This window comes from Citricoccus sp. NR2 (genome assembly GCF_027594385.1).
Taxonomy (GTDB): domain Bacteria; phylum Actinomycetota; class Actinomycetes; order Actinomycetales; family Micrococcaceae; genus CmP2.
In genome coordinates, this window is sequence record NZ_CP115154.1 from 2,484,374 (window position 1) to 2,500,770 (window position 16,397).

The window sequence follows — 16,397 nt, forward strand, 5'->3', positions numbered from 1 at the left end:
CGAGTGCACCGTGCCACTTTAGGCGCGGGTCTGACCGTTGCCGCGAAGTACCCATTTGCTGGTGGTCAGTTCTTCCAGACCCATGGGCCCTCGTGCGTGGGTCTTCTGGGTGGAGATGCCCACCTCGGCCCCCAAGCCCAGTTGGCCGCCGTCGGTGAACCGTGAGGAAGCGTTGACGATGACTGCCGCGGCGTCGATGTGATCGATGAAGGTCTCCGCGTTGCTCAGGTTGTTGGTGACGATGACCTCGGTGTGTTTGGTGGACCACGTGTTGATGTGTTCGATGGCCTCATCGAGTGAGGCGACGGTACGCACCGCCATCTCCATCTCGAGGTACTCGGTGCCCCAGTCCTCGTCCGTGGCGGTAGCGGCGTTTGCGCCCTCGGGTAGCCACTGTCGTGCGGCCTCGTCGACGTGCAGCTGAACGCCGGAGCGCACCAGCATGCGCAGCACTTCCCTGCCGGCTTCGACGGCGTCCTGGTGGATCAGCAGCGTTTCGGCCGAGTTGCACACGGAAACGCGATGAGTCTTGGCGTTCTTGACGATATTGACCGCCATGTCCACCGAAGCGGAGGCATCCACGAAGACGTGAACGTTGCCCTCACCAGTTTCGATGACCGGAACCCGGGCGTTCTGCACCACGGACTGAATGAGTCCGCGGCCACCGCGCGGGATGAGTACATCGACGCTGCCTCGCTGGGTCATCAGCGAGGTCGCGCCGTCACGACCGAATTCGTCGATGCCCTGAATGATCGCGGGTAGGAAGCCTTGTTTTTCCGCGGCCTCGCGAAGAACGGCGATCAGCGCAGTGTTGGTCTTGATCGCAGCGGAGCCGCCACGCAGGATCACGGCGTTGCCGGATTTCAGCGCAATGCCCGCGATGTCGACGGTGACGTTGGGACGGGCCTCGTATATCGCGCCCACGGCGCCCAGGGGCACCCGAATTTGCTGCATACGTATGCCGTTGGGAAGGTTCTGTCCCCGCAACACACTCCCCACCGGGTCCGGCAGTGCGGCCAGCTCAATGAGCGCGTCGTTGAGACCCTGCAACCGTTCGGGAGTGAGAGTGAGGCGGTCGATCATCGATTCGGCGAGGCCGGCAGCGCTGGCATCGGCAATATCCTCGGCGTTCTGCTTCAGGATGTACTCCTGATTCGCCAGGATCGTCTCGCCCATCACCCGCAGGGTGGAGTCTTTACGGGCGCGCGAAGCGGTAGCCAGTTCGCGCGCGGCCTCGCGGGCCTGCCGGGACATGGAGAGGATGCGCTGATCAATCTCAGTGAGCTCGATGGTCATGAGTTCAGTCTAGTGCGCGTGGCTGTGCGACGTCGTAGTCGGACGCAATCATCGGCGTGGACGACGACCCGGTCGTATTCTGGCCCGAGTTCGGCACGTAGCTCGGCGGTGGAGCGCCCCACCATGGCAGGCAGTTCCGTCGAAGAGTAGTTCACCAGACCGCGCGCAATGACCTCGCCGGTGGAGTCGGCGATCTCCACGGCGTCGCCGGATTCGAAACGTCCGGAGACACCGGTTATGCCAGCCGGCAGAAGTGAGCGTCCGCGATCCACGACCGCTGCCACCGCGCCGTCGTCGATGGTGATGCGACCGCGGGTTTCGGCCATCAGCCCCAGCCAGGCGGCGCGTGCGGATTTCCGCCGGCCCGAGACGGCGAACCAGGTGCCCACGTCCTCCCCGTCAATGGCCAGTTGGGCGTTGGGGGCCGAGGTGAGCAGCGTGGGGATTCCGGAGCCGGTGGCGATCTCGGCGGCGTCGACTTTGGTCACCATGCCCCCGGTGCCTACTCCGGCGGGTCCGGCGCGCCCAATGGTGACTCCCTCGAGGTCCTGCGGGCCGCGGACCAGGGTGATGCGTCGAGATCCTTCACGGGAGGGTGGGCCGTCGTAAAGCGCGTCCACATCGGAGAGCAGGAGCAACATGTCGGCTTTGATGACATTGGCCACCAGCGCGGCGAGCCGGTCGTTATCACCGAAACGGATCTCCTGGGTGGCCACCGCGTCGTTTTCGTTGACGATGGGGACGATTCCCAGATCCAACAGGCGGTTCAGGGCCCGGAACGCGTTGTTGTACTGGGTGCGCCGCATCAGTTCTTCGGCGGTGAGCAGCACCTGAGCTACGGAGAGCCCGTGCTTCCAGAACGATTCCGAGTACTCGGCCAGCAGCCACCCTTGCCCCACCGCGGCGGCGGCCTGCTGGGTCGCCAGATCTTTGGGACGTCGTTCCAGACCCAGCGGCTTCAGTCCGGCAGCGATGGCCCCGGAGGAGACCAGCACCACTTCGCTGCCCTGCCTGCGCAAATCGGCGATGGTCCGGGTCAACGAGTCGATCGCTTCCTGGCGCACCCCCTCAGATGAGGTGAGCGAGGAGGAACCAATCTTAATGACGATCCGCCGGGCGCGACGGATGGTGCTGCGTCCCTGCACGGGGTTGACGTTATTGGGGTGTTTGGTGCTCACAGCGCCGTGCTGCCTTCTCTCCTGATGCCTCAGTTCTGAGTCTCGGAGTCGTAGTCGGTCCACAAACCACTGCGACGTTCCTCGTCCATCTCCGCACGCACACCAGCACGTGCAGCCTTGAGGTCTTCGTATTCTTTGCGCTTCTCTCCGCGCGTGGGCCGCGACGTTTGCTCCATCCGCAAGTCCGAACCGCGGGGACCAGACAGAACCTCGGATCCGGTGGAGATGGTCGGCTCCCAGTCGAAGACCACGCCGGTCTCGTCGTCGCCGATCACCACAGTGTCCCCGGGACGGGCGCCGTCGGAGAATAGACGATCTTCGACGCCGAGTCGGTGCAGGCGGTCCGCCAAGTAACCCACGGCCTCGTCGTTGGTGAAGTCGGTCTGAGCCACCCACTTCTCGGGCTTGATACCGCGGATCCGGAACAAAGGCTTAAGGTTGCGCTCTTCGCGACGCAGGGTGAACTCTTCGGGACGTCCGCCTTTGCGGCGCACTTTCGGCTCGATGGTGACCACCGGTGAGGCTTCCACCGGTACCTGTCTCGCTCGGGATTCTTCCACGAGCTCACCCATGGCGTACTTGAGCGGGTCCAAGCCCTGGTGAGCAAGTGCGGACACATCGAAAACCCGGTAGCCGCGCTCTTCAAGCTGTTCGCGCACCATGTCGGCCATTTCCGTGCCATCGGGTAAGTCGGTCTTGTTCAGCGCGATCAAGCGAGGGCGCTCGTGCAACGGAATGAGATCCTCGGCCTGCTGTTCCGAGGTGGGTTCCACTGAGTACGCGGCTAGTTCGTTTTCGATCGCTTCCAGATCAGACAAGGGGTCGCGGTCGGTTTCCAAGGAGGCACAGTCCAAAACGTGCACGAGTGCGGCACAGCGTTCGACGTGACGGAGGAACTCGAGCCCGAGGCCCTTCCCCTGTGAGGCGCCGGGAATCAGCCCGGGTACATCGGCCACCGTGTAACGCATTTGCCCGGCCTGCACCACACCGAGGTTCGGGACCAGCGTGGTGAACGGGTAGTCGGCGATCTTGGGTCGCGCAGCAGACAGGGCGGCAATGAGCGAGGACTTTCCAGCCGAGGGGAAGCCAACGAGGGCGATATCGGCGACGGTCTTCAGCTCGAGGACGACGTCGGCGTGTTCGCCGGGGATACCGAGCAGGGCGAAACCGGGTGCTTTGCGCTTGGGAGAGGCCAGGGCGGCATTGCCCAGGCCCCCGACGCCGCCATGGGCCACCACATATTCGGCGCCCTCCCCCACCAGGTCGGCCAGGATGTTGCCGTCGGCGTCCTTGACCACGGTGCCATCAGGCACGGACAGACGTAGGGTTTCACCGTTCTTGCCGTGGCGGTTGTCGCCTCTACCGGGCTCGCCGTTGCCCGCGGTGCGGTGCGGCAGGTGGTGGTAGGACAGCAGCGTGGTGGTCTGGGCATCCACCACGAGGGTGATGTCGCCGCCGTTGCCACCGTTGCCACCATCGGGCCCACCCAGCGGCTTGAACTTTTCACGACGCACGGAGACGCATCCGTGACCGCCGTTACCGGCAGTGGCGTGCAGGGTGACGCGATCGACGAACGCGGCCATCGGAACTCCTGTGGGTCGGGGACTGTTATTAAGACGACAGCGGGGGCGGACCAGCATGGGTCCGCCCCCGCTGGAGCGTAGTAGCTGGGCGCTGATTACTCAGCGGCAGCTGGCACGATGTCGACGACCTTGCGGCCGCGGCGCGAACCGAAAGCCACAGAACCGGCTTCCAGAGCGAAGAGGGTGTCGTCCTTGCCGATGCCGACATTGCGGCCCGGGTGGAACTTGGTGCCGCGCTGGCGCACGAGGATCTCGCCGGCGGAGACGGTCTGACCGCCGTACCGCTTCACGCCGAGGAACTGTGCGTTCGAGTCGCGGCCGTTCTTGCTGGAGCTGCCAGCTTTCTTATGTGCCATGACATACTTCCTTCGTTGTCAGATGTCGCATTCACCACCGCGGCGGTGACTGCAAAAAGCTTACTTGATCTCGGTGACCTTGACGGTGGTCAGCTCAGAACGGTGACCCTGGCGCTTCTTGTAGCCGGTCTTGTTCTTGTACTTCTGGATGACAATCTTCTTGCCACGGGAATGCTCGATAACCTCGGCGCTGACCTTGACCTTGGAAAGATCTTCAGCACCGGAGGTGACCTTGTCCCCATCCACCAGCATCAGAGCGGGAAGCTCAACGGAGCTTCCGGCCTCAGCGGGAACGCGGTCAAGGGTTACGAGGTCTCCCACGGAAACCTTTTCCTGGCGGCCGCCAGCGCGGACAATCGCGTACACCACTTGGGACTCACTTCTCTCGACGTTCAATGTTTACTTACTGTGCATTCTCGAGCACGTTGGTTTGTGACTTCATCCGATGGGACCGGGGCAGACCGCCTGGCCGAATCACGGCCGTAGAGCCGGTCAATTCTCAAGGGGCGAGACGTCACGGTTTCGCGAGTCTCCGGGCACACCAACACTGTCAGCTATCACAGCACCAGTCATCTATAGTACCCACAGCCCGGCGGCATCACCAAATGGCGCGCCCGAGTTCCATGGATGTGTCAGGAATCACGACCGGGTGAGGAAATCTCCTCGGCTTTGACACCTACACCCAGCATGACCGGCGCGGCAGCACCCTGCGGGGCAGCGGATCCGGTAGCCGCCGCGCTGGGAGCCTTCGCGGTGGCCGTGAAGCTGGATCCCTCACCGGCGGACTGAGCGTCATCCGCGCTCTGCACGGTGACGTTCGCGCCGTCCGACGACGCAGCACGACGGCGCCGTGGACGCGTGGTGGATGCGGCGGCACCCAGAGTGCGGGTCTGCTTCTCCTTTTGCTCTTCGGCTTGGTCGAGTGCGGAGTTCAGTTCGTTCAACGTCGCTCCAGCGTCCGGCGTCGAATCGTTGCCCTGGGTCGACTGGTTCTGTGCCGGCAATGAGGCAGACCGACGCGAACGGCGCGACCGCGAGGAACGCTTCTGCGGCACCTCCACGGGCTCTCCCCCGATGGTCAGGGTCTCAGCGGGTTCAGGCGACTCAGGCGACTCGGTCGAGCCCTTGACGTCGTCCTCCCCTGAGGTGGCGAGGTGGCTGGCCGCGGCAATGCTGGCCAGCGCGTTGCGGGTCTGTTCGGCGCGTGCCTCTCGATCTGCCTTCTCCTCCGGAGTTTCCTCCGGCTCATGGGCAACAACGCTCTGGTCCTGAGTCTGCTGCTGATCCTGGCCGTTGGACTGCTGATCCGAAGAACCGCGACGACGACGTCCACGACGAGAACCGGAGGAGGCGGATGAGTTCTCCTGCTGATCCTGATCTTGGGAGTTATGGTGCTCGTTCTGTTGACGCCCACCCTGGTCGTTAGTGCGGTTGTTCTGACGACCGCGGCCCGACTTGTTTGAGCGCGGGTTGCCGTGGGAGTCGTGGCTGCGACGGTGCTCGATGGGCTCATCGTGGATGATGATGCCGCGGCCGTTGCAGTGCTCGCAGGATTCTGAGAAGACCTCGACCAGGCCGGTGCCCATGCGCTTGCGCGTCATCTGCACCAGCCCCAGGGAGGTGACCTCAGCGACCTGGTGCTTGGTGCGGTCCCGTCCCAGGCACTCCACCAGGCGGCGCAGCACGAGGTCGCGGTTGGATTCCAGCACCATGTCGATGAAGTCGATCACGATGATGCCGCCAATATCGCGCAAACGGAGCTGCCGGACGATTTCCTCGGCAGCCTCAAGGTTGTTCTTGGTGACGGTTTCCTCGAGGTTGCCGCCGGAGCCGGTGAATTTGCCCGTGTTGACGTCGACCACGGTCATTGCCTCGGTGCGGTCGATCACCAGTGAACCACCCGAGGGCAGGTTGACCTTGCGCTCCAGTGCTTTGTGTAGCTGCTCATCGAGACGGTTGGCCTCGAAGAGGTCCTGATCGTCGTGGGCGTTCGGCTCCCACTTCTCGAGTCGATCCAGCAGATGCGGTGCCACGTAGGTGACATACGCCTCGATGTTGTCCCAGACGGCGTCGCCCTGCACCACCATGGAAGAGAAATCCTCGTTGAAGACGTCGCGGACGACCTTGATCGTCAAGTCCGGTTCGGCGTAAAGCAGCTCCGGTGCGAGTACCTTCTTGGAGGTGGACTTCGACTCGATGGTCTCCCACTGGGCGCGCAGGCGGTTGATGTCGTGCATCAGTTCATCTTCGGACGTACCTTCGGCGGCGGTACGCACGATGACGCCGGCGTTCTCCGGGAGGTGATCCTTAAGGATCTTCTTCAGCCGGTTGCGCTCGACGTCGGGAAGCTTTCGGGAAATACCGGTCATCGAACCACCGGGGACGTACACCAGATAGCGACCGGGCAGCGAGATCTGGCTGGTCAGGCGCGCACCCTTGTGACCCACCGGGTCCTTGGTGACCTGGACGAGCACAGAGTCGCCCGATTTCAGCGCGTTCTCGATCTTCTTCGCTTTGCCGTCCAGCTGAGCGGCGTCCCAATTGACCTCGCCGGCGTAGAGGACGGCGTTGCGACCGCGACCGATATCAATGAAAGCCGCTTCCATAGAGGGCAGCACGTTCTGCACCTTGCCGAGGTACACGTTGCCAATCAGGGAGTCCTGGGTGGTGTTGGACACGAAGTGCTCGGCGAGTACACCGTCTTCCATCACGGTGATCTGGATGCGGTCTTCGTGCTGCCGCACCATCATCTTCCGGTCCACGGATTCGCGGCGCGCCAGGAACTCTGCCTCGGTGATCACATGACGGCGGCGCTGGCCGCGGTTGTCGCGACGGCGCTGGCGTTTGGCCTCGAGACGAGTGGAGCCCTTCAGGCTGGTCACAGCGTCGGGCCCGGTAGAGGCGGCCTGGCGCGGAGCACGCACGCGGGTCACGGTGTTCTCAGGGTCGCCCTCGGAACCACCATCCAGTTCCATATCGGAATCACCACGGCGGCGACGACGGCGACGACGGGTTACCCCGGAGCCAGAGTTCTGGTCATCACCGTCACGCGAGTCACCGGACCCCTGGTCCTGATCCTCGGCGTCGTGGTCGGAGGAATCCTGTTCGTCGGAATCGGCGGAAGCTTCCGCATCGTGGCGATCGTTGCGGTTCTGGTCGGAGTCGGCGGTGCGGTTGCCGCGGGAACGGCGCCGACGCGACCGGTTCCCGGAGCGGGACGCCCCGTCGCGCTCGTCGTCGGAGTCGTCCGAAGTGTCATCGTCGGCGTCCTGCGGTGCCGGCTTCTGCTTTTTGACGGGCGGAAGGTGCGAGAAATCCGGAGCCTGGAAGAGCAAGTCCATCTCGCTCACGGCCGGCTGCGCGGTGGTGTTCTCGGTGGTTGATTCAGTTGTCTCGTTCGATGGTGTGGCTGCCATGGCAGCGCCTCCTTGCCCCTCGCTGGGCCACACCCCGCAGCCTGGGGCTGTCCGGTTCGCGTGGTCCGTGGATCGGCCGACGCCGGTGCGGCGTCCTTAGGTGCTCGATACACACCGCGAACTCAAAGTCGTGAATGAACTGTCGTGGCAGTCCCCACTGGATGCGGGGCGCTGACCGACAGAACCAACGGCGGCCAGTCCTGGCCCGTCCACCCAGCAGTTGTGAGGGGTCAGCTCGGCCGAAATGCGACCGTGCTGACCGAGCATCCGGGGGTCTTGTTCCTCCACCGGCGCTCCGGGTCTTGTCTGGCGGCTCAGCGGCCGTCCGTAGGATCTCGATGACGGTGTGGTCGCCATCGGGTCGATGACCATTCTCTCACACAAGACGATTCCCCGCTGGAGACGAGGTGGCGCGCGTATGCTGAAGTGGTGACGACGCATGTGAACACCACTGAAGACGAGACCACGAACGCTCCCGGTGACGCCCGGCGTGTCGGGATGGCTTGGACGCTACTGATCACCGGCCTGATCGGCATGGGAGCCACCATCACCCTGGTGTATGAACGGGTGCAATTGTGGATGGATCCGAACCATGTGACCAGCTGCGATATCAACCCCTGGGTGTCCTGTGGCCAGGTAATGCAGAACTGGCAGGCGACACTATTCGGTTTCCCGAACCAGTTCATCGGTATGGTGGCGTTTCCGATCGTGATTACCGTGGCGATGACCCTGTTCGCAGGGGCACGGCTGCCGCGCTGGTACTGGCTGAGCCTGAACTTGGGCGTGGCGCTGGGCTTTATTTTCTGCGTCTGGCTCTGGTCGCAGTCGGTGTTCGTGATTTCCGTGCTGTGCCTGTACTGCATAATCGTCTGGGCCGCCATGATTCCGATGGTGGTGCTGGTGACGGTGCGCAATATGGTGTGTGGTGTGCTGCCGGTGTCGGAGCGGGCGGCGTCGTTGGCTTCCATGCTGGCCTGGCCGGTGATCGTGCTGCTGTACGTCGCCGTCGCCGCCTCGATTCTGCTGCGCTTTTCCAACGCCTTCATCTAATGACTGGGTTAAACCTGTTGCGCCCCTCCGGAAAGGAAGGGGCGCAACTGTCTGTCAGTGGTCAGGATCCGTGGTGGATCAGCCGAACCAGATCTCGATTTCGCGATCGGCCGACAACGTGGAGTCGGAGGCGTGGATCAGGTTCTTCTGCACCTTGCCGGGCCAGTCACGGCCCAGGTCACCGCGAATCGTGCCGGGGGCAGCCACGGTGGGGTCGGTCGTGCCGGCCAGGGAGCGGATGCCCTCGATGACGCGGTCACCTTCGACGATAGCGGCCACGACCGGGCCGGAGGACATGAACTCGAGCAGCGGCTCGTAGAACGGCTTGCCCTGGTGCTCTTCGTAGTGGGCGGCCAAAACCTCGCGGTCGGGGGTGGTCATCGCCAGTTCGACGATGGTGTAACCTTTCCGCTCGATGCGGCTGAGAATCTCGCCGGTCAGGTTGCGCTCGACGCCGTCTGGCTTGATGAGGATCAGGGTGCGTTCGGTGGTGCTCACGAATACCTCGTTCTTCCGTGATGGCAGCCCGGCGTGCACCGGGTGCATCGGTTTGTTCTGGGGACCGGTCTCACTATATCCAACATCGCTTCGGTGACCCGCGGGTCACTCCGGATGCGTGCGTCGATACTCTTCTTCGGCGGCATCACGTACCGCATTTTCGCGATCAAGGGTGCGCCCCTTAATGACGGCGTAGGCCCAGGCCGCAACGAATCCGATGGAAGCCAGGAAGACCATCGGCTCGATGAAACCCAGGGCCAGGAAGAGTACCTGAATGCCCCAGCCGATGCCGTACCCGACGGGGTGGCGCAGCCAGGCGCAGGTGGCGATGCACAGCCCGGCCAAAGACAGGGTTCCGCCCAACGCCCACCACGCCCATTCGGCGTCGCGGTTCAGGTTGAAAATCGTCAGCGCAACGAAGAACAACACAATAGCCTCGAAGGTGAGCACCACCGAGGAGAACATGGTGCGCAGGGAGCGCCGCTTCTTGAGCTGACCGGGCGTCCAATTGCGCTGAGATTTCGTTTCGCGCGCCGGGCGCCAGGATTCCTGGCCGGGTAGTTCCTTTTCGCTCACGCCTCACCCTCCGAGTCCTCATCCGAATCTTCGTCCGTCGCTGGAGGCTCCATGGCTTCCAGCACGGCGAGCTCGGCCGAGACGTCCAGGGGGTCCACCACGACGCCGGCGTCGGCCTGGTCGGGTCCGGGGCCCAACAGGTCACGCAGCTGTCCGATCAGGGTGATCGATCCGGTGACCAGGATTCCGCCGCCAACGCCCTCGGGCTGAGCCGCAGTGATGTTCTGTGCTTGGTCGACCGCCCAGCGCAGCGCGCCGACGACGTCGTCGGAAACGTGGATATCGTCTTCATCCCAGCCGGCGTCCAGCGCGGTCTCCCCCAGTTCCTCGGCGGAAACAGCACGCGGCGAGTCGGAGGCGGTCAGGCAGAGCAGTGCGCCGTCGAATTCTTCTTGCAGTGCCGTAAGGATGCCGAGCGAGTCTTTTTCGGCCAGGATGCCCACCACGAGTACGGTGCGGCTAAAGCCGAAAGCTTCCTGCACCGCGGCGGCGGCGACCCGGATACCTGCGGGGTTGTGGGCGGCGTCAATCACCAGTGGCGGCTTGGTTTTGAGGACCTCGAGCCGACCCGGTGAGGACATCAGCGTCAAGGCTTGCGTCAGCACGTCCTCGCCGAGTTCGGTCTCTCCCCCGCCGATGAACGCTTCGACCGCAGCGACGGCGACCGATAGATTTTCGGCTTGGTGGGCACCGTGCATCGGCAGCATGAGATTCTCGTAGGTACCGGCCAGCCCGGCGAGAGTAACCTGCTGACCACCGACCGCGACGTTTCGCTCGCTGACACCGAACTCGATGTCCTGGAACCGGAAGGCGGCGCCGACTTCGCGCGCCCGATCCAAGAGCACTTGGGCGGCGTCCGGGTCCTGGCGGGACGACACGAGGAAGCCACCGGGCTTGATGATGCCGGACTTCTCCTCGGCGATCTCGCCTTCGGTGTCGCCCAATAGCTCGGTGTGGTCGAGGGAGATAGGGGTGATCACCGATACTTGCGCGTCGGCGACGTTGGTGGCATCGGTCACCCCGCCGAGACCGACCTCGAGGATCATCACGTCCACCGGGGCATCGGCGAAGATGGCAAAGCCCAGCGCCGTGACCGCTTCGAAGTAGGTGAGCCGGTTCTCGCCGGCCTCGATCAACTCAGCGTCAACGAGGGTGACCAGTGGAAGGATCTCGTTCCACACCCGCACGAAAGTTTCTTCCTCGACCGGTTCGCCGTCGAGACAGATCCGCTCCGTGACCGAGACCAGGTGCGGCGAGGTGTAGCGTCCCGTGCGTAGCCCGTGGGCTCGCAACAGTGCCTCGATCATCCGAGCGGTGGAGGTCTTCCCGTTGGTGCCGGTCAGGTGAATGACCGGGGCGGAGCGCTGGGGTTCGCCCAGCAGCTCCATGATCCGGCGCATGGGTTCCATGCGCGGCTCCATGCGGTTTTCCGGGGCCCGGTCCAGTAGGTCTGCGTAGACTTCCGCGGCGGTGGATCGCTCGCCGGTGGTGGTGGGGTCTTCGGCGCTCATGATGTTCCTTCGACTCGGGTCACCGTGACCTGCACGGATTTGGAAGCGTCATCGGTGTGCGAGGCGCGCTTGTCTTCAGCCCCGTTCTCGACGAACTCGACCTCGGTGCTCAGTGTCTCGTCGGCGATAAGGTCGCGGTGAGCGGTGATGGCGGCAATCACCGTCGCGGGACCGGAGATGGTGGTGGTCACACGGTCGGAAACCTCCAGACCGGCGGCCTTGCGCGCGGCTTGCACGGCTCGCACGGTGTCGCGGGCCACGCCTTCAGCGGCGAGAACATCGTCGACGTCTGTAGCCAGCATCAAGAATCCGCCGGGAATCACGGACACTACGTTTTCGCCCTCGGAGGCTGCCGGGTCGACCTGAGTGGCGAGGGCGTATTCGCCTTCGACCAATTCCAGGCCTCCGGCGACGACCGCACCGTCGGCGTCGATGGACCAGTCCCCCGACTTCGCCGCCTTGATTACGGTCTGCACGTTCTTGCCCAGACGCGGACCAGCGGCACGGGCGTTGACGACCAGCTGCTGAGTGATGCCGAAATCTTCCGGCGAGGCTTCGGAGGCATCGAGCAGGTTCACTGACTGCACGTTGAGTTCGTCGGCGATGATGCTGCGGTAGGCGCCCTCGAGTCCGGCGGCGTCGGGAACTACCACGCTGAGCTCACGCAGGGGCAGACGCACGCGTCGCTGGGCGGTTTTACGCAGTGAGGAGCCAGCCGAGGTGATAGTACGCACCAGATCCATGCGCTCCTGCATCCGTTCGGCTTCCGGGCCGCTCGGGAACAGCTCGGCGTCGGGGTAGTCCGTCAGGTGCACGGAGCGGCCTCCGGTGAGCCCGCGCCAGATTTCCTCGGCCACCAACGGCATCAGCGGTGCGGCGGCGCGCACGGTGGCTTCGAGCACAGTGTAGAGCACGTCGAAGGCCACCGGGTCTTCGTCGAAGAAACGCGTGCGGGACCGGCGGATGTACCAGTTGGTGAGCACGTCGACGTAGGTGCGCAGCGCGTCACATGCATCGGAGACCTCGTAGGAGTCCAGCGCGGTCTTCACTTCACGCACCATGGTTCCGGTGGCGGCCAGGATGTACTGGTCCAGCGGGTCATCGGAACTGTAGCGCGTCTGAGCGCGGTAGCCGTCGGGGCGGGTGCCGTTGACGGTGGCCGTGTTGGCGTAGAGGGTGAAGAAATGGAAAGCGTTCCAGACCGGCAGGATCACCTGGCGGGTGGCCTCGCGGATGCCTTCCTCCGTGACGATGAGGTTGCCGCCACGCAGAATCGGGCTGGACATGAGGAACCAGCGCATGGCATCGGAGCCGTCGCGATCCAGGACTTCGGAGACGTCCGGGTAGTTGCGCAGCGACTTCGACATCTTCTGCCCGTCGGATCCCAGCACGATGCCATGAGAGATCACGTTCTTGTAGGCGGGTCGGTCGAAGAGCGCCGTGGAGAGGATGTGCATGGTGTAGAACCAGCCACGGGTCTGTCCGATGTACTCGACAATGAAGTCCGCCGGATGGTGGGGGTCGAACCAGTCCTTGTTCTGCATCGGGTAGTGCACCTGGGCGTACGGCATGGAGCCGGAATCGAACCAGACGTCGAGCACGTCGGGTACGCGACGCATCATGGACGCACCGGTGGGGTCGTCCGGGTTCGGGCGCACCAGCTCGTCGATCCACGGGCGGTGCAGGTCGACCTCGCCGTCGGCGTTGCGCGGCAGGGTGCCGAACGCTTCTTCAATCTCGGCGATAGACCCGTAGACCTCACGACGGGGGAACTCCGGGTTATCGGACTCCCAGACGGGGATCGGGGAACCCCAGTACCGGTTACGGGAGATCGACCAGTCGCGGGCATTCTCGAGCCACCGGCCGAACTGGCCGTCTTTGACGTTCTCGGGGATCCAGTTGATCTCCTGGTTCAGGTCCACCATTCGTTGTTTGAACTCGGTGACCGAGACGTACCAGGAGGTGATCGCACGGTAGATCAGCGGCGTGCGGCAGCGCCAGCAGTGCGGGTAGGAGTGTTCGTAGGAGGCTTCGCGCACCAGCTGACCCTGGGCACGCAGGGCCCGGATAATGGTGCGGTTGGCGTCGAAGACCTGGACTCCGGCGATGTCCTTGAGCACGCCGCCCCCAACGGTCTTGTCGCCAAAGAGCGGCAGGAAGCGCGCGCCTTCGTCCACGGAGAGGACCACGGGGATCCCGTTCGCCTCGGTCACCCGCTGGTCGTCCTCACCGTAGGCGGGAGCCTGGTGCACAATGCCGGTGCCATCGGTGGTGGTCACGTAGTCGTCGGCAAGGAATCGGAAGGCGGCCTCGGTGCCGTACTTCTCGGCGTCGGTGAAATAGTCAAACAGCGGCGCGTAGCGCAGTCCGGCGAGGCTGGCGCCGACGTAGCGCTCGGTCACCGCGGCGACGGCGTCCTCCGCAGACGCGTAGCCCAAGTCGGAGGCGTGGGCGCCGACCAGGTCTTCGGCCAGCAGGAACCGCGTCCCACTCAAGGTCTCGACGCTGGCACCGTTGGGTCCGATCGGAACCACGGCGTAGGTCACTTCGGGGCCGACGGCCAGGGCCAGGTTCGTCGGCAGGGTCCAGGGCGTGGTGGTCCAGCCGAGGGCTCGCACCCCGGTCAGTGATGCGGCGGTCGCTGCATCGATGCCGCCGTCGGGGATCAGCGAGGCATCCTCCGGTGCCCCGAGGATCTCGAAGGCGACCGTCACTGAGGGATCCTGGCGGTTCTGGTAGACGTCGTCGTCCATGCGCAGCTCGTGGTTGGACAGCGGAGTCTCGTCTTTCCAGCAGTAGGGCAGCACCCGGAAGCCCTGGTAGGTCAGCCCCTTCTCGTGCAGGGACTTGAACGCCCACAGCACCGACTCCATGAATTCGGGGTTCAGCGTCTTGTAGTCGTTCTCGAAGTCGACCCAGCGAGCCTGCCGGTTGACGTAGTTTTTCCACTCTTCGGTGTATTTGAGCACGGAGGCCCGGCAGGCGTCGTTGAACTTGTCGATGCCCATGGACTCGATCTGAGCCTTGTCGTTCATACCCAACTGCTTCATGGCTTCAAGTTCGGCGGGCAGACCGTGGGTGTCCCAGCCGAAGCGGCGCTCCACACGGCGTCCCTGCTGGGTCTGGTAACGGGCCACCAGATCCTTCACGTAGCCGGTCAGCAGGTGGCCGTAGTGCGGCAGACCATTGGCGAAGGGCGGGCCGTCATAGAAGACGAACTCATTCGGGCTGCCGTCGGGATTCTCAGCCGGGCGCTGATCGACGGAGGCCAGGAACGTGCCGTCCTCGTCCCAGTAGCGCAGCACGCGCTCTTCGATCTCAGGGAATCGGGGCGTGGCTGGGGTGGAGCCGACGGTGTGGGGATCAGAACTCGCCAGGGGGTACACGGTGCGCCTTCCAGGTTCAGCATCGGCCGTGACGAGGTGTCACGACAGCAACAATGTCCATTGGTGCAAGGACGCAAATACTCGCGCGGTACCACCCTGCTTGTTTCTCCACCTCAAGAGCGGAAAAACCACTTGTGACAGCTGTCTCGGGCTGACCCGGCCGGTTCTACTGAGCGCCGTGATGACGGTGCGGTTCTTCCGGCAGCTCCCCGGTGATAGCCGGTTCATCGCTTCTACGGTGCATTCTATGCCTCCGGGGAGGCCTCGGGCGAATCTGATGACGGCGCGGGCTGATCGAACCATTCCAGCATCGTCCCCAGTACTCCGGCCCCAGCGATCATCCAGAGACGCGGATGCTGGCTCCCCAGGGCGCGCACGCCCTTTTCGATCCAGCGGTCTGCCAGCACAGAGGTGGTCATCCCGAAAGAGGCGACGGCACCGGCTGCCACCGTCAAGATCGCCACACCCTGGATGGTGCGGGAACGATGGGGACCTGTTGCGGGAGCCTCATGATCGCATGTCGCAACCGGAGTTGAGGCATCGCGGGCGCGCGCCACGAGCAGACCGGCCCCCATCGCTGCGGCACCGAGCACGGCCGATACGGCGGCAGTGCGACCCAGAGGCAGTCGTCCCAGTGGAATCGCGGTGGCAACTGCGGTGGTGGCACCCATGAGCACCGCCCCACGGAGTCGCTTCGTCGTCACCGACATCGTCATGGCCTCACTCATGCACCGGCGCCTCGGATCACCTTGTGCTGTGCGGCCTGGGCGACCGGGCGCATCACAATCTGATCCAGGTTAACGTGATGCGGCAGGGACACCGCGTAGAAGCACACGTCAGCCACGTCTTCGGCCGTCAACGGCTTCTCGACACCCGCGTACACGTTGTCCGCAGCCTCCTGGTTGCCGCGCAACCTCTTCACCGAGAATTCTTCGGTGTGCACCATGCCGGGCAGCACTTCGACCACGCGGATGTTGTGCTCGGCTTCCTCGAGACGCAGTGCCCCGGTCAGTCCGTGCGCGCCATGCTTGGCGGCGTTGTAACCACCGCCGCCCTCATACGCGACCACACCGGCGGTCGAGGTCAGATTCAGGATGGTGCCCTTACCGGAGTCCCGCAGCATCGGCAAGAACGCCTGGGTCACCCGCAGGGTCCCGATGACGTTGACCTGAAACATCCATTCCCAGTCGTCCACGGACCCGGCACCCACCGTGTCAGTACCGAGGGCTCCACCGGCAATGTTCAGCAGGGTGTCGGCTCCACCAGCACGCTCGACCGCTTCACGCACCGATTCCACCGCGGTGGCGTCGGTGACATCCGCGGCCAGTGGGACGACGACGCCGTCGTAGCCGGCTGCCTCTTCCACGAGGCTCTCCAGCCGGTCGGCCCGACGAGCCACCGCAAATACGCGCCAACCGTTCTCGGCCAGTTGAAGGGCGGTGGCGCGGCCAATACCGGAGGAGGCTCCGGTGACAATGGCGGAACGGGAACGATCGATGGAAATAGACGCGGCAGGTGCGTCGGTGATGGGTTCAGTCATGTTTCCA

At 64.2% G+C, this 16,397-nt stretch carries 13 protein-coding genes; 1 reads left to right on the forward strand and 12 read right to left on the reverse strand.

The genetic code is table 11. The annotated features are described in order from the left end of the window. Positions 1-18: 18 nt before the first annotated feature. From O1A05_RS11590 to O1A05_RS11615, 6 genes are all read right to left on the reverse strand, one after another. Positions 19-1,296, reverse strand: a complete 1,278-nt coding sequence (locus tag O1A05_RS11590) for a glutamate-5-semialdehyde dehydrogenase (protein WP_270105367.1) — start codon at positions 1,294-1,296, stop codon at positions 19-21. After that, positions 1,293-2,474 (reverse strand): glutamate 5-kinase, encoded by a 1,182-nt coding sequence (gene proB / locus O1A05_RS11595; protein ID WP_270105368.1) that lies wholly within the window; start codon positions 2,472-2,474, stop codon positions 1,293-1,295. Before proB ends, O1A05_RS11590 begins: the two co-directional genes overlap by 4 nt. 29 nt (positions 2,475-2,503) lie before the next feature. Beyond that, positions 2,504-4,057: a GTPase ObgE gene (obgE, locus tag O1A05_RS11600; RefSeq protein WP_270105369.1), complete on the reverse strand. Its 1,554-nt coding sequence runs from the start codon at positions 4,055-4,057 to the stop codon at positions 2,504-2,506. Positions 4,058-4,152: 95 nt separating this feature from the next. After that, complete coding sequence (rpmA, locus tag O1A05_RS11605; RefSeq protein WP_270105370.1) at positions 4,153-4,413, reverse strand: 50S ribosomal protein L27; 261 nt, start codon at positions 4,411-4,413, stop codon at positions 4,153-4,155. A gap of 60 nt (positions 4,414-4,473) precedes the next feature. Next, positions 4,474-4,782, reverse strand: coding sequence for a 50S ribosomal protein L21 (gene rplU / locus O1A05_RS11610; protein ID WP_270105371.1), 309 nt, complete (start codon positions 4,780-4,782; stop codon positions 4,474-4,476). Positions 4,783-5,045: 263 nt separating this feature from the next. Continuing rightward, positions 5,046-7,862 carry an Rne/Rng family ribonuclease gene (locus O1A05_RS11615; RefSeq protein WP_442867633.1) on the reverse strand — a complete coding sequence of 939 codons (2,817 nt, stop codon included), beginning with the start codon at positions 7,860-7,862 and terminating at the stop codon, positions 5,046-5,048. A 465-nt stretch (positions 7,863-8,327) separates the two neighbouring features. Between O1A05_RS11615 and O1A05_RS11620 the strand changes: the two genes are divergently transcribed. Next, the gene (locus O1A05_RS11620) at positions 8,328-8,879 is read left to right on the forward strand and encodes a vitamin K epoxide reductase family protein (RefSeq protein ID WP_270107579.1); all 552 of its coding nucleotides are present in this window, start codon (positions 8,328-8,330) and stop codon (positions 8,877-8,879) included. 78 nt (positions 8,880-8,957) lie between these two features. Here the strand turns inward: O1A05_RS11620 and ndk are convergent, their stop codons facing one another. From ndk to O1A05_RS11650, 6 genes are all read right to left on the reverse strand, one after another. Further along, entirely contained in the window at positions 8,958-9,377 is a 420-nt protein-coding gene (gene ndk, locus O1A05_RS11625) for a nucleoside-diphosphate kinase (RefSeq protein ID WP_270105373.1), read from the reverse strand. 105 nt (positions 9,378-9,482) lie between these two features. Then, positions 9,483-9,953: a DUF4233 domain-containing protein gene (locus O1A05_RS11630; RefSeq protein ID WP_270105374.1), complete on the reverse strand. Its 471-nt coding sequence runs from the start codon at positions 9,951-9,953 to the stop codon at positions 9,483-9,485. Beyond that, the gene (locus O1A05_RS11635) at positions 9,950-11,464 is read right to left on the reverse strand and encodes a bifunctional folylpolyglutamate synthase/dihydrofolate synthase (RefSeq protein WP_270105375.1); all 1,515 of its coding nucleotides are present in this window, start codon (positions 11,462-11,464) and stop codon (positions 9,950-9,952) included. Before O1A05_RS11635 ends, O1A05_RS11630 begins: the two co-directional genes overlap by 4 nt. Next, positions 11,461-14,850 carry an isoleucine--tRNA ligase gene (gene ileS / locus O1A05_RS11640; protein WP_270105376.1) on the reverse strand — a complete coding sequence of 1,130 codons (3,390 nt, stop codon included), beginning with the start codon at positions 14,848-14,850 and terminating at the stop codon, positions 11,461-11,463. Before ileS ends, O1A05_RS11635 begins: the two co-directional genes overlap by 4 nt. A 245-nt stretch (positions 14,851-15,095) precedes the next feature. Beyond that, complete coding sequence (locus tag O1A05_RS11645; protein ID WP_270105377.1) at positions 15,096-15,578, reverse strand: hypothetical protein; 483 nt, start codon at positions 15,576-15,578, stop codon at positions 15,096-15,098. Next, positions 15,575-16,390 (reverse strand): SDR family oxidoreductase, encoded by an 816-nt coding sequence (locus O1A05_RS11650; RefSeq protein WP_270105378.1) that lies wholly within the window; start codon positions 16,388-16,390, stop codon positions 15,575-15,577. Before O1A05_RS11650 ends, O1A05_RS11645 begins: the two co-directional genes overlap by 4 nt. Positions 16,391-16,397 lie beyond the last annotated feature (7 nt).

Coding starts and splice junctions, on each gene's coding strand:
- rpmA (WP_270105370.1), bottom strand. CDS start 4,413: ATGGCACATAAGAAAGCTGGCAGCTCCAGCAAGAACGGCCGCGACTCG.
- O1A05_RS11645 (WP_270105377.1), bottom strand. CDS start 15,578: ATGAGTGAGGCCATGACGATGTCGGTGACGACGAAGCGACTCCGTGGG.
- O1A05_RS11590 (WP_270105367.1), bottom strand. CDS start 1,296: ATGACCATCGAGCTCACTGAGATTGATCAGCGCATCCTCTCCATGTCC.
- O1A05_RS11620 (WP_270107579.1), top strand. CDS start 8,328: ATGGCTTGGACGCTACTGATCACCGGCCTGATCGGCATGGGAGCCACC.
- O1A05_RS11650 (WP_270105378.1), bottom strand. CDS start 16,390: ATGACTGAACCCATCACCGACGCACCTGCCGCGTCTATTTCCATCGAT.
- obgE (WP_270105369.1), bottom strand. CDS start 4,057: ATGGCCGCGTTCGTCGATCGCGTCACCCTGCACGCCACTGCCGGTAAC.
- O1A05_RS11635 (WP_270105375.1), bottom strand. CDS start 11,464: ATGAGCGCCGAAGACCCCACCACCACCGGCGAGCGATCCACCGCCGCG.